Below are 13,800 nucleotides of genomic sequence, written 5' to 3' on the forward strand. Positions count from 1 at the left end.
GTGCGCTGAAAGGTGCACGCCCGGCGTGAGGTGGGGGAAAATCTGGAGATTGCTTCAAAGGATTACCTATCACCATTGTTTTTATACACCAAAATGAGGAATGTCGGCGGTATCGCACAGACCGAAGCTCAGAAATCCAGCGACCTTTTTATGAAGTGCCGCTACCTTGACGAGATTACGGGCGGTCGTGGTACGGTATTTGCAACCGGAACTCCGATCTCCAATTCTATGGTGGAGCTTTACACAATTCAGAGATATTTGCAGTACAATACCCTCGTGAAAAACAATCTGCAACACTTTGATGCCTGGGCTTCTACCTTTGGCGAAACCGTTACGGCGGTGGAGCTGACACCCGAAGGAACAGGCTACCGAGCAAAGACAAGGTTTGCAAGGTTCTATAACCTTCCCGAACTTATGGCGATGTTCAAAGAGGTTGCGGACATTAAAACCGCAGATATGCTTGACTTGCCTGTGCCGAAAGCAGTCTATCACAATATCTCGGTTAAGCCGTCTGAAATCCAAAAGCAGATGGTAGCCGAGCTTGCAGAGCGAGCAGAAAAAGTCCGCAACGGTATGGTGGACGCAAGCGTAGATAATATGCTGAAAATCACCAACGACGGCAGAAAGCTGGCTCTTGACCAACGGCTTATCAACCCAATGCTCCCCGACTTTGAGGGCAGTAAGCTGAACGCCTGTGTGGACGCGATGTTTGAAACTTGGGAAAAAGGAAAGGAAAAACGGCTGACGCAGTTATTCTTCTGTGACCTTTCCACTCCGAAAAACGACGGCAATTTCTCCGTGTATGATGACATTCGTAAGAAACTCATAGAGCGTGGAGTACCCGCCGAAGAAATAAAATTCATTCACGAAGCGGACACCGAAGCAAAGAAGCTGGAGCTGTTCAAAAAAGTTCGCAAAGGTGATGTCCGTATCCTTATGGGCAGCACTCAGAAGATGGGTGCAGGTACGAATGTGCAGAATAAACTTGCCGCATCCAGCGACCTTGACTGCCCTTGGCGACCTTCCGATTTGGAACAGCGACTCGGCAGAAGTATCCGTCAGGGCAACGAAAACCTTGAGGTAGATATTTACCGCTTCGTGACCGAGGAAACCTTCGACGCTTACCTCTACCAGCTTGTGGAGGGAAAGCAGAAGTTCGCTTCGCAGATTATGACGAGCAAATCGCCCGTCCGTTCCTGCGAGGATATTGACGAAACCGCACTGTCCTATGCTGAAATCAAAATGCTTGCGACGGGCAATCCGTATATCAAAGAGAAAATGGACTTGGATATTCAGGTGCAGAAATTGCGCCTGCTTAAATCCAATTTCCTCTCTGAAAAATATGCTCTTGAAGATAAGATCATCAAGTTCTATCCGCAGGAAATCGCAAGACGGACTGATACGATAGAGGGCTTGAAATCCGATATAGAGAGAGCAAAACAGCACCCGAAACCGCTTGACGATAGCTTTATCGGAATGACGATCAAGGGTGTTTTTTATTCTGAGAAAGCGGACGCCGGCAATGCAATTCTTGATGCGTGTCAGGCTATGACGAGTCCCGATCCGGTTCCTCTCGGAGAGTACCGTGGCTTTCAGACAGAGCTGTCCTTTGACACCTTTGAAAAGGAATATAAGGTCAAGCTCAAGGGCGAACTCGGTTATTCCGTGTCGCTCGGAACAGATACCTTCGGTAATATTACCCGTTTGGATAACGCCCTTGAGGGACTTCCGAAGCGTTTGGAAATAAACGAACAGGAGCTTGAAAATGTTAAAACACAGTTTGAAACGGCAAAGGTCGATGTGGAAAAACCGTTCAATCAGGAAGAAGAACTCAAAACTAAAACTGCAAGACTGAACGAACTCAACGCACTTCTCAATGTGGATAAGCGTGAGAATGAGATTGTCGGCGGCGAGCCTGATGAGGGCGACGAAGAACCGACGCCGAAAAGCAAAGACCGTGAACGATGAAAGGAGTTGATGAAAATGGCGGTTGATTATAACGATCTGCTCTATGAAAAGGCGCAGAAAGAATACGATGATCTGATTGCCGAGCTGAAAGAATTGCCGAGTGAACAGGTCATTGAGAGAGCTTATGAGAAAGTCATAAAGGAAAACATTCTTTGCATTTTGGAGGATAGCCAGCGTGATCAGAAAGAAGCAAAGGCACTGTATCTCGAAAAATACCCTCTGGACAGAGCGTATCAGGACTGGCTCAAATCGGATGTATCCGGGACAGCTATGCTGCGCGACTCGATTGACGATACTGCCAAAGATGTTGTAAAAGAGCGCAGAGAAAAACAGCGTGAAAGCAGGTGAAGTAAATGCCGTATATTGCACCGGAAATCATTACGGAAGCAAGGCGGATGGACTTACTCACTTACCTGAGAGCCTATGAGCCGAATGAGCTTGTGAGGTTTTCCGGTAACACCTACACCACCCGCACCCACGACAGCTTGAAGATTTCCAACGGCAAATGGATGTGGTGGTCAAGAGGTATCGGGGGCAATTCTGCCCTCGATTATCTTGTAAAGGTCAAAGGTCTTTCCTTTCTTGAAGCCGTAGAAACGATTATGGGCTGCAAGGTTGCACTTCCGACCGATTACTGCACTCCCAAAAAAGAAACGCCAAAAGAACTCAAACTGCCCCCTAAAAGTGCTTCCACAGATAGGATTACAGAGTATCTTTTCAGCAGGGGCATCGACTATGAAATCATCACGCACTGCATACAAAAGGGGCTGATTTTTGAGAGCCTGCCATATCACAATGCCGTGTTTGTCGGCAAGGACGAGAAAGGAACGCCACGCTATGCCGCCTACCGAGCCACCAACAATTCAAGACTTATGGGTGACGCATCGGGCAGTGACAAGCACTATTCTTTCCGTCTTGAAGGCTCAAACAATTCAGAAGTCCACCTGTACGAATGTGCGATTGACGCTCTTTCCTATGCGACCTTAATCAAGATGAACGGAGATGATTGGAGAAAAGAAAACCTTGTTTCCCTTGCCGGTGTTTACGCACCGAGAGAAAAAATCGAAGAAAGCAAAGTCCCCGCAGCGGTGGAAGGGTTCTTAAAAAGTCACCCGGAAATCAAGCGGATCGTGCTTCACTTCGATAATGATGAGGTCGGAAGAAAAGCGTCGCAGGCGCTTCAAATCATTTTGTCCGACCGCTATGAAGTCATTGACAGTCCACCGAAATTCGGCAAGGACTTCAATGACTTTCTTTGTATGAAATTAGGAATTTACAAATCAAAGCAAAGGAGTTTTGAACGATGAATATACGAATTTATCAGGTTAATATGAAGCGTGACACCAACAATGTCGCCTTTATGAGATACGAGCTTTTGGAAAAGCTGCAAGGCAGTCAAGCTGTCAATGCCAAAATCTACGATAAGGTTTTTGACGGCGAGGTTGACTGCCAAACCCTCGAAGATGTGTATCAGATGTTTAATCTGAACCACCCCGAAGGGTACAAAGACCGTTCCCTTTCGGTGTCCGATGTGGTGGAGGTTATGGAAGATCCGATGCACCCGCATTGCTTTTATTTCTGCGACAGCGTCGGCTTTAAGCCCATAGATTTTGAGCCGAAGGACTGTCAGCTCGGCAGGACTTTTACGGATACGGAAAAGAAAAATATGATTTCCGTACTGCTTGTTGAGCCGAACAAGTACCCGAAGATGATTGAAATTGAGGACAGCCTTGAAGCAATGCAGAAAATTGTCGGCGGCGATATTGAAGAATATATGCCCTTTGAGGACGAGGTCGCAATCATCTGTAATGATGAAAGCAAGATGAACGGTATGCTGCCAAACCGTGCCGTTTATGCCGAGCCGGAAACGGTGGAAATGAGCTATCAGGAGATGACAAAACGCTTCCGAGAAGCTGAGAATAACCGTGGGGAACACCTCACCGGGTATGTCGTTTTTACCGAGGATAGCTTCGATAAACCGTACAGCGAGGAGTCCAGAACCTATGTAATCAGCTCAAACAATAAAGCGTTTCAGTCCGGCATGGGCGGCTATTCCATCTATGCTTCCTGCCTTGACGGGACTGATCCCTGCCTGCGTTTGGACGGATATATGTCTGCCGAACACGGCGGCGAGAACGGTTGGAAGATTGAAAAGTGCTATATGAAAGAGAACTCCCGTGAAATGCTCGACATCATTTTCGGGCAGTTCTTTATCGCTTATGCACCTATCGAATCGGAAAACTTTCAGAGTTTGCCGAAGAACCTTGCGGAGAAGTACAAGGAAAAATTCAAATATCCCGAACGCATTGCAAAGGTAAACGGCGAGATAGTCGCCGTCCCTTTTAAGCCTAAAACCAAAGAAGCGGAACGCTGATCTCAAAGAGAAACGGGGCAACCCGGAGAGTCTGCATTATCTTAGCAAGCAGACTGTTTTTACTCCTATCGGGCAAAAAACAGTAAATCGCTTGTTAGGGGTTGCCCCTAATACCCCATTAAGAAAGGATTTTCTATATGACAGAATTTATCTTCTTTATCGTCGGACTTTTGCTTGGCGGCTGTATAGGCGTTGTCTTTATGTGCTGTCTGCAAATCAACCGACTTTACAAAACTGATTCTATGAAAAAGGAGGTCGAAGCAAATGAAAAGAAGAACTGTTAAGAAGCAGTTTTGGTTTTCCCGTGACGAAGCACAGGACTTGCAAAAGAAAGCCAAGAAAACCTGCCTGACCGAAGCCGCACTTGTGAGATTGCTTGTGCGTGGGTACGAGCCGAAGGAGCGACCTGACGAGCGTTTCTATGATGTGATGCGTCAGTTATCCTCTATCGGCAACAACATCAATCAGCTTGCGGCACAGGCAAACTCACTCAGCTTTGTCGATGCACAGAAACTTCAGAAGGAAGCCGATCGCTGGCATAAGTTTCAGGCGGATGTGGAGCGACAGTTTCTCCGTCCCGAAAAGAGTGAGATGAAATGGCAGTAAGCAAGATATGGAAAGTGACATCCCGCCTTGACCAAGTGATTGACTATGCGACCAATCCCGAAAAGACGGCGGCAAAAGAATATTCGCCGGAGCAGTATCAGGCGCTTGCCGATGTTTTGCAGTACGCCAAGGACGAGGAAAAGACCGAGCGAGAGTTTTATGTAGGCGGCATTAACTGTAATGCTTCGACTGCCCGTGACCAGTTCGTAACGGTTAAGGAGCAGTTTGACAAATGCGACTGTATCCAAGCTTATCACGGGTATCTGAGCTTTAAGGACGAACCGAACATCACTCCCGAACTGGCACAGCAGATCGGGACGGAATTTGCCAAGCGTGTGTGGGGCGACAGATTTCAGGTTGTGGTAACAACCCACCTGAACACCAAGCACCTGCATTGCCACTTTGTTGTGAACTCCGTTTCCTTTGTTGACGGAAAGCGAATGCAGAACAACGAGAAGCATTGGCGGTATTTCCGGCACATTGCAGACGAGCTTTGCAGACAGCACCAGCTTGATGTGATTGAAAATCCGAAGCGTGGCACAGGCAAAAACTACTATGCCAGGAAGCTCCACGAAGCAGGGATGCCCAACTATGTGGACTCTGCAAAAGCTGTGATTGATGAAGCGATTTCAAAGAGCAACAGTTATGCCGATTTCAAATATATTCTCCGTCAGATGGGGGCGTCCTTTGACGATTCCCCGAACCACAAGTATCAGGTACTAAGGGTAAAGGGATACCAAAAGAATATCCGACTGACAAGGCTCGGTGAGGACTATTCCCTCGACCGCATAAAGGAGCGTATCTATGAAAACCGGAACAGGGTTCGGTTAGAGCCGTTTCAAAAAGGCTATTACTACCGCCCGAAGCAATATGTCCTTTTGACACGGGAGCATAAGATACGAAAGATCGGCGGGCTGTACGGACTGTACCTTCATTACTGCTATAAGCTCGGCTATTTGCCGAAGTATCAAAAACAAAATCCGGCTCGGCTTCATTATCTTCTCCGTGAAGATCTGATGAAGCTCGACCAAATAACCGCACAGGTAAGGCTGCTCGGCAGAGAACACATCTCTACCTCCGAGCAGCTTTTCTCATATAAGTCAAAGGTGGAGGACGAAATCAAAACCCTTACTGCCGACAGAACACATCTCCGAAACGAAATACGAAAAGTAAATATTGATGATGATTTGCTGTCCGGCAAAAAGCAACAGATTTCAGCCTTGTCCGAAAGACTCAAAGAACTTCGCAAGGAAGTTCGGCTCTGTGACGGTATCGCTGAGCGCTCCGGCGTTATGCGGGAGAACTTAAATGCGGTGCTTGCAGATGAAGAAAAAATCAAGAACAACAGAAAGGAGAACCGTGATTATGAACACAGGCGGTGACGCAGCGGAACAGGTTGTCAGGCTTTCGCTTGAAGGCTTTGAAGTAGCTGCAAAACTAACGGGAACGGCGGCGAAGGAGCTGACCGTTCTTCTTGTTTCTGTGCTGAAGCAGGAACAGAAAACCAAAGGCAAAGCACGCCTTACCAATATGCTCAAATCGGGAAAGGAACTCAAGGTCTTTTCCGTTCCGAATAAAGACCTGAAGAAGTTTACCGAACAGGCAAAGAAGTACGGTGTGCTTTACTGTGTGCTGAGGGACAAATACAGCAAGGACGATAACGCCCCGGTGGATATTATCGCCCGTGCGGAGGACGCTTCTAAAATTCAGCGTATCTTCGACCGATTTGAACTCGGCAATGTTGATAAGGGTTCCATCGTTGCCAATGCGGAAAAGAGCATTGCCCAGCGTGAGGAGCTTGCAAACGAAGTGCCGACCAAATCAAAGGGCGAAAAAATTGTGGAGGAAGCAATGGGAAAGCCCATTCAGAAGGACGGGGCATCTCACGAAAACCCCACGGTCGCCAAGACGGACAAAAACCCTCCGTCAAGGCAAAGCTCCGCCGAGGTCGATGGTAAATCTGATAAGGGTATTTCCAAATCAGCCGAAGAAAAGCCTTCCGTCCGTGAAAAGCTCGAACGGTATAAGGCACAGGCTAAAACGGAAAAAGAAGCAGACCGCACCGACCTTGATAAAGCGGGAGAAAAAACCCAGTCCCAAACCCGCACCAATCAGACCACCCATCAGCAACCCAAGAAAAAGAAAAACAGAAATAAAAACAAAGCGAGGTAATCTACAATGACTAATAATTTCAAACCGAATAAGGGCGGCTACAGACAGCCGCAGCTTTCCCCCGAAGAATGGAAAGCAAAGAAACAGGCAGAAAAGGACGCCGTTTATCAGATGATTGACGATACGGCGACCGCAATCGTTCAGGACGGCGAAAAGTTCAGAGGCTTTCTTGATACACAGGCAAGGCTCGACCGCTATTCCGCCGCAAACGCTCTGCTCATTTATAACCAGTACCCCAAAGCCACCCAGCTTAAAGACTTCGGTGACTGGGCGGAGGAAAAGGTATCTATCAATAAGGGTGCAAAGAGTATCTCCATTCTTGAACCCGTTGAGTACACAAAGGCGGACGGAACACCGGGCGTTTCCTACAATGTCAAAAAGGTCTTTGATGTATCGCAGACCAAAGGCAGACAGACTCCGGCTCCTACCGTCAACCGTGATCCGCAGGCTCTCGTTGCCGTGATGATTGACACATCTCCGGTTATCGTGGAGGTCGCACCCAAACTTCCGCATCCGCAGATGGGAGCCTTTTATGATAATGAGAAGCAGACGCTTTTTGTCAAGAAAGATATTGGCGACAGCGTTGCTCTCTGCCAGTGCGTAGCGCAGGAACTCGGCCACGCACAGCTTTCTATCGACAGCGACTCTTACAGTCGCAAGGATATGGGCTTTCAGGCAATGTGCGTCGGCTATATGCTCTGCAAAAAGTACGGCGTGGACACCAAAAACTTTGCTATCAACCGTATCCCGGAGGAATGGAAGAACAAAGAGCCGAAGGAAATCCGTGCGGAGCTTTCCAAAACCCGCACGGCTATGAATGAAATCCATTCCCGTGTATCCGAGGAGATGTACCGCCAAAAGCAGGAACGCTCCAAAGACCGTGACAGCAGATAACGGAGGTAAAGAGAAATGAGAGAACGCCAGCACTTTGTCGCTTTGGACGAATATGAACACGGTATCGTGATTGACTCCCTCAATGAGAAGCGCAACGACCTTCGCAGCGAGGGCAAGTCTACCGACGCCGTTGATGAACTGATCGTAAAGGTCGGTCACGCCCCGCAAAAGAAGTTCAAGGTGATAGAAAAGGAAAAACGCCGAGATGAAGCAAGATGATAAGCAGTCTGCTGTCATTCTTTCCGTAATCGGCATACTTCCCGTAGTCTGGCTTGCGTTGTTGATTGCACCGTCCGTTAAAGGCGGCTTGCCGGAGATACTTCCGAAGTTGATGACAGTATTTAATAACCCGTTCCAAATAGAGCTTTGCGAGGACAGCCTAAAAACTGTCCTCGTTTTGCTTTTGTGCTACGGCTTCGGTATCGGCATTTATTTCTCAACACGCAGGAATTACAGACGCCGGGAGGAACACGGCTCGGCAAAATGGGGCGATGCACGAGCTGTCAATAAGAAATACTGCCAAACGCCCAAAAGTGAAAACAAGCTGATGACTCAGAATGTGAGCATCGGACTTAACGCCAAAAAGCACAGGCGCAATCTTAACACCCTTGTGTGCGGCGGATCGGGCGCAGGCAAAACCCGATTTTACTGTAAGCCAAGTGCGCCCGTAAGGGCGGTATAAATCCTACCTTGAGCAAGTAGTAGGTAAAAGTATCAAGCGGCATTGTGCCGCAACCTATCATTCCCCGTCTTACCCCAAAAGGGAAACCGGAGGGCGACCATAGCATGACGGAGGACACGGGGCGCTGAAGCCTCAGAAGCGCCGGCGTGACGGAATGAAAATCCACGTATGAGGATGGAAGCTAGACTGCTTGAATGACAGCCTGAAATCGGGACCAAGAGCGTACCCCTGACGTAGAGAGGTTGTACTCGTCAGTGTTCCTGACAGTCGCATTGTTTGGCTATGCGGCTGCTGATACTCGGAGCAGGTTCAGCCACGGGAAAGTGGAAAAAGGCGAACGTCACATACCGACAACGTGGAACGCTTGTTTATACCGTACTAAACGGGGATTGCCTAAAGTGAAATGCCGAAAGGCTATGAAAACGCTGAAATGCGGGGTTCTGAATATTCACCATGGCAACAGAGTTCCCATAGTAGTCTGCGGACGGGAAAGCCGTCTACATGGCAAAGGGGAACAGTGAATCATTTTCAAAACAGAAAGGATGGTGTGTGAGACACTATGAGAAATCCGATTCATGTCTTGAAAAGCCTTGAAGAAAAGGCAAGTGTAAGTAACAACAAATATGAAAGATTATATCGCAACCTATACAATCCAGAGTTCTATCTCCTTGCATATGCGAACATTGCGAAATCGCAGGGGAGCATGACGCAGGGGGTAGACGGGCAGACGCTGGACAACATGAGCCTGCCGAGAATTAACCGGATTATTGAATCCATACGCAACAGGACATATCAGCCAAAGCCTGCAAAAAGAAAGTACATTCCTAAAAAGAACGGGAAACTTCGCCCGTTGGGAATCACTTCTACTGATGATAAGTTAGTGCAGGAAGTGGTCAGAATGATTCTTGAAGCAATCTATGAGCCGACATTCAGCAACAATTCACACGGTTTCAGACCAAAAAGAAGCTGTCACACGGCACTTACGCAAGTGAAGAAAAACTTCACAGGTGTTACATGGATTGTCGAGGGAGACATTAAGGCGTGCTTTGATAACTTCGACCATCATGTGTTGGTTGAATTACTGCGGAAAAGGATTTCAGACGAGGCTTTTATCGGTCTAATCTGGAAGTTCCTGAAAGCCGGATATATGGAACAATGGCAGTACAACTGCACCTACTCCGGTGTTCCGCAGGGCAGCGGTATCAGTCCGATATGTGCAAACATCTACCTCAGCGAACTGGACAACTATATGCAGGAATACAAAGAAAAGTATGATTGCGAGCCAGAACGCAGAAGGACGACCAGAGAATACGAGCGGGCGTCCCGGAGATACAGAAAGGCACGTAAAGCGTTAATGGGCGCAGAAAAATCAACTCCTGAACTGGTAAAAGAATTTAAGGATTCCAGAAGGAAGAAGATGGATCAGCACTATTACAATCCGTTTGAGGAGGGCTTCAAGAAAATCCAGTACAACCGTTACGCCGATGATTTTGTAATTGGCGTTATCGGCTCCAAAAAGGACGCAGAAAAAATCAAGGAAGATGTAAAAATCTTTCTCCAAGAAAAACTGCATTTGGAAATGTCCGAGGAAAAGACGAAAGTCACCCATTCCAGTAAGCCGGTACGCTATCTGGGGTACGATTTCAAAGTAATCCATTCCAAGAACATGAAGCGTTGTAAAAACGGCGACATGAAACGGGTGTGGTATGGAAAAGTATTCCTGTATATGCCGAAAGAAAAATGGATTAAAAAAGCGATGGAACGGGGAGCGATACAGGTGAAACGCAACAATGACACAGGCAAAGAAATGTGGCGGCCTATGCCAAGGAAAGACCTGATGAACCGCAGCGATGCAGAGATTGTGTCTACTTTCAATTCCGAAATTCGAGGGTTATATAACTTCTATCGGATAGCAGAAAACGTAGGCGCATTGCACAAGTATTACTACATGGTGCGGTACAGCATGTTAAAAACTCTGGCAGGAAAGCACAGAACGAATGTCAGTGTTATTAAGAAGCGGCACATGGTAAACGGAGTACTGAGAATCCCATACGATACAACTAAGGGACGTAAATACTGCGAATTTTACCATGATGGATTCAGAAAGCACAGCGACGGCTATGACAATGTGGCAGACGTTATGCCGAGTTATAGGAAATATGACAGCAGGCACACGATAGTAAACCGCATAAAGGCCGGAGTATGCGAGATTTGCGGGGAACATGCAGACTATTTATGTATGCACCACGTAAGAACGCTGAAATCGCTGAAAGGCAGGGATATATTTGAGCAGAAAATGCTGAAAATGAGAAGAAAATCTCTGGCTCTCTGCCCTGACTGCTTTGAACTCTTACACGAAACCAAAGAATCAAGGTGATTCATGGAAAGCCGGATACGCTGAGAGGTGTACGTCCGGTTTGGGAGGCGGCTCCCTGAAACCTACTGATGAAAGTCAGCAAGGCGCAGGGTGCCTACCTCATATCTGATGCAGTGCAACTCATCATTTGTGATACTCGATCCGAAAGGCGAAATTGTCCGGGATGTCGGAAAGATGCTTGAAGCAAAGGGGTATGAGATTAAGGTTCTTGACCTTATCTCTATGGAAAAGAGCCATTGCTACAACCCGTTTGTGTACTTACAGAACGACAACGATATTCAAAGACTTGTGACAAACCTTTTCAAGAGTACCACGCCGAAGGGTTCTCAAAGCAATGATCCTTTTTGGGACACGGCAGCGTCAATGCTTTTGCTTGCACTTGTATTCTATCTTCATTACGAAGCTCCTGAAGATGAACAGAATTTTGCAATGGTAATGGAAATGCTCAGAGCCGGCGTGATTGAGGACGAGGAAGAACCAAGACCTTCGCCCCTTGATAATCTCTTTTCCGAACTGGAATATGAGAACCCCGACCATATCGCACTCAAGTATTATCATTCCTACCATTCAGGCTCGGCAAAAACGCTGAAATCCATTCAGATTACCCTTGCCGCCCGTTTGGAGAAATTCAACCTTGAAAGCCTTGCTTCACTCACCTCAACCGATGAGCTGGAGCTTGAAACTCTCGGTGAAAAGAAAACGGCACTATTTGCCCTGATACCTGATAACGATACGAGCTTTAACTTTTTGGTATCTATCCTTTACACACAGCTTTTTCAGCAGTTATTCTATTCCGCCGACCACATACACGGCGGCAGCTTGCCTATCCCTGTTCATTTCCTGATGGACGAGTTTGCCAATGTTAGCTTGCCTGATGACTTTGACAAGATACTTTCCGTTATGCGTTCTCGCTCGGTATCTGTCAGTATCATATTGCAGAACTTGGCACAGCTCAAAGCATTGTTCGAGAAGCAGTGGGAAAGCATCGTGGGAAACTGCGATGAGTTTTTGTATTTAGGCGGCAACGAACAGTCCACCCACAAATATGTGAGCGAGCTGCTCGGCAAATCCACGATTGATACCAACACCTACGGCAAAAGCGAAGGTCGAAGCGGCAGTTATTCAACCAACTACCAGATAAGCGGTCGAGAGCTGCTAACCCCGGACGAGGTTCGTATGCTTGATAACCGTTACGCAATTCTCTTTATCCGTGGCGAGCGTCCGGTGCTTGATTTCAAATACGATATTCTCAAGCACCCCAATGTGGCGCTGACCGCAGACGGAAAAGCCGGCGTTTACGAACACGGCGAAGTGAAGTCCGATGTCGCTACCATCGAGCTTCTGAGCTTTGATAAATACAAGGCTCCCGAAACAGAAGTGGCAGAAACCAATTACGAACTCCTCTCAGACGAGGACTTTGAAAATGATTAAATTTATGGAGGTAAACACAATGAATATTTTTAAGAAAACCAACAACAAGGAAACTAAGAAGTTGCCTATGACCGGAAAGGTCAAAAAGGGCTTTCGTGCCTACTGTGCCGTTGTGCTTTGTATGGCACTTATCGGCTGTATGTCTATGACCGCATTTGCGGCAGGCGGAGATCCGCTGACCGTTATCAACAATCTGTCCGATTTCATTTTCGGACTCATCCGTGCAATCGGGCTTATCCTGCTCGGCTTCGGTATTGTTCAGGTCGGTCTTTCCCTGAAATCTCACGATCCTTCGCAGAGAGCCAATGGCTTCCTTACCCTTGCAGGCGGTGTCATCATCACCTTTGCAAAGGAAATTCTCACTCTCATTACGGGTTAAGCAAGGAAACACTCAAAAGGGGCATATCCGAAAAATCGGGTATGCCCCAAATTTGTAACGGAGGTGCGTCAATTTGAGTGATAACTGGGTTGTGCAAAATCTCGAAAACGCCCTTGAAACTTGGAATGAGAAGCTATCTGAAATATGGACGCTTATCACAACGACGCCGCAGAACTTCAAAGGCGGCGGTATATGGAGCGTGATTGTCAATATAAACGGTGCGGTTCAGGCAATCGGCTTGGCACTGCTCGTTTTGTTTTTCGTAGTCGGTATGGTAAAAACCTGCGGTTCATTCTCCGATGTAAAGAAACCGGAACACGCACTGAAGCTATTTATCAGGTTCGCTCTTGCAAAAGGTGCGATCACCTACGGTATGGAACTGATGCTTGCGCTGTTTAACATCGTACAAGGTACGATTACAACCATTATGAATGCCGCAGGCTTCGGCTCGCCGCAGCAGACAACGCTCCCGGCTGAGATGGTAACGACAATCGAGGACTGTGGCTTTTTTGAGAGTATTCCGCTATGGGCGGTAACGCTTATCGGCGGGCTTTTTATTACAGTCCTTTCATTCCTGCTTATTATGACTGTTTACGGGCGTTTCTTTAAGCTGTATATGTATACGGCGCTTGCCCCGATTCCGCTTTCAACCTTTGCGGGAGAACCCTCGCAGAATGTGGGCAAGTCCTTTATCAAGAGCTACTGTGCAGTTTTGCTTGAAGGTGCGGTCATCGTGCTTGCCTGCATTATCTTCTCGGTGTTCGCTTCATCGCCGCCCGTTGTAGATACAAGTGCGGCAGCCGTAACGCAGGTGTGGGCATATATCGGAGAGCTTGTCTTTAATATGCTCGTCCTTGTCGGCTCAGTTAAGATGAGCGACCGCATTATCCGAGAAATGATGGGACTGTAAGGAGATT

General features: G+C 47.4%; 12 protein-coding genes and 3 pseudogenes. All 15 read left to right on the plus strand.

Annotation, left to right across the window (positions count from 1 at the left end; translation table 11 throughout):
* Positions 1-72 precede the first annotated feature (72 nt).
* Positions 73-1,968 (plus strand): annotated as a pseudogene (locus ACESSZ_RS13260) (helicase-like domain-containing protein); the annotation flags it as partial.
* 15 nt (positions 1,969-1,983) lie between these two features.
* Positions 1,984-2,316, plus strand: coding sequence for a DUF3848 domain-containing protein (locus ACESSZ_RS13265; RefSeq protein ID WP_499842833.1), 333 nt, complete (start codon positions 1,984-1,986; stop codon positions 2,314-2,316).
* A 5-nt stretch (positions 2,317-2,321) separates the two neighbouring features.
* Positions 2,322-3,275, plus strand: coding sequence for a DUF3991 domain-containing protein (locus tag ACESSZ_RS13270; RefSeq protein ID WP_499842834.1), 954 nt, complete (start codon positions 2,322-2,324; stop codon positions 3,273-3,275).
* Positions 3,272-4,342 (plus strand): DUF3846 domain-containing protein, encoded by a 1,071-nt coding sequence (locus ACESSZ_RS13275; protein ID WP_499842835.1) that lies wholly within the window; start codon positions 3,272-3,274, stop codon positions 4,340-4,342. Before ACESSZ_RS13270 ends, ACESSZ_RS13275 begins: the two co-directional genes overlap by 4 nt.
* A 137-nt stretch (positions 4,343-4,479) precedes the next feature.
* Entirely contained in the window at positions 4,480-4,626 is a 147-nt protein-coding gene (locus ACESSZ_RS13280; RefSeq protein WP_302819770.1) for a DUF3789 domain-containing protein, read from the plus strand.
* On the plus strand, positions 4,607-4,948 hold the full coding sequence (locus ACESSZ_RS13285; protein WP_499842836.1) for a MobC family plasmid mobilization relaxosome protein: 342 nt from the start codon (positions 4,607-4,609) through the stop codon (positions 4,946-4,948). Before ACESSZ_RS13280 ends, ACESSZ_RS13285 begins: the two co-directional genes overlap by 20 nt.
* Positions 4,939-6,330 carry a relaxase/mobilization nuclease domain-containing protein gene (locus ACESSZ_RS13290; protein WP_499842837.1) on the plus strand — a complete coding sequence of 464 codons (1,392 nt, stop codon included), beginning with the start codon at positions 4,939-4,941 and terminating at the stop codon, positions 6,328-6,330. Before ACESSZ_RS13285 ends, ACESSZ_RS13290 begins: the two co-directional genes overlap by 10 nt.
* Positions 6,314-7,120, plus strand: coding sequence for a PcfB family protein (locus ACESSZ_RS13295; RefSeq protein ID WP_499842838.1), 807 nt, complete (start codon positions 6,314-6,316; stop codon positions 7,118-7,120). The genes ACESSZ_RS13290 and ACESSZ_RS13295 overlap by 17 nt, the downstream gene beginning before the upstream one ends.
* A gap of 6 nt (positions 7,121-7,126) precedes the next feature.
* A complete protein-coding gene (locus tag ACESSZ_RS13300; protein WP_499842839.1) occupies positions 7,127-8,014 on the plus strand; it encodes an LtrC-like protein in 888 nt (295 codons plus the stop codon).
* A 15-nt stretch (positions 8,015-8,029) separates the two neighbouring features.
* Positions 8,030-8,233 carry a hypothetical protein gene (locus ACESSZ_RS13305; protein ID WP_131779288.1) on the plus strand — a complete coding sequence of 68 codons (204 nt, stop codon included), beginning with the start codon at positions 8,030-8,032 and terminating at the stop codon, positions 8,231-8,233.
* Positions 8,220-8,675, plus strand: a pseudogene (locus ACESSZ_RS13310) (VirD4-like conjugal transfer protein, CD1115 family); the annotation flags it as partial. The gene ACESSZ_RS13305 and the pseudogene ACESSZ_RS13310, both read left to right, overlap by 14 nt.
* Before the next feature lie 580 nt (positions 8,676-9,255).
* Positions 9,256-11,073, plus strand: coding sequence for a reverse transcriptase domain-containing protein (locus ACESSZ_RS13315; protein ID WP_025491731.1), 1,818 nt, complete (start codon positions 9,256-9,258; stop codon positions 11,071-11,073).
* 105 nt (positions 11,074-11,178) lie between these two features.
* Positions 11,179-12,504: pseudogene (locus ACESSZ_RS13320) on the plus strand (VirD4-like conjugal transfer protein, CD1115 family); the annotation flags it as partial.
* A 19-nt stretch (positions 12,505-12,523) separates the two neighbouring features.
* On the plus strand, positions 12,524-12,883 hold the full coding sequence (locus ACESSZ_RS13325; RefSeq protein WP_412272807.1) for a glutamyl-tRNA amidotransferase: 360 nt from the start codon (positions 12,524-12,526) through the stop codon (positions 12,881-12,883).
* Positions 12,884-12,956: 73 nt separating this feature from the next.
* Positions 12,957-13,793 (plus strand): VirB6/TrbL-like conjugal transfer protein, CD1112 family, encoded by an 837-nt coding sequence (locus ACESSZ_RS13330; protein ID WP_131779281.1) that lies wholly within the window; start codon positions 12,957-12,959, stop codon positions 13,791-13,793.
* The last annotated feature ends 7 nt before the right edge of the window (positions 13,794-13,800 follow it).

The organism is Eubacterium sp. 3_1_31, from assembly GCF_964249515.1.
Taxonomy (GTDB): Bacteria; Bacillota_I; Bacilli_A; order Erysipelotrichales; family Erysipelotrichaceae; genus Longicatena; species Longicatena caecimuris.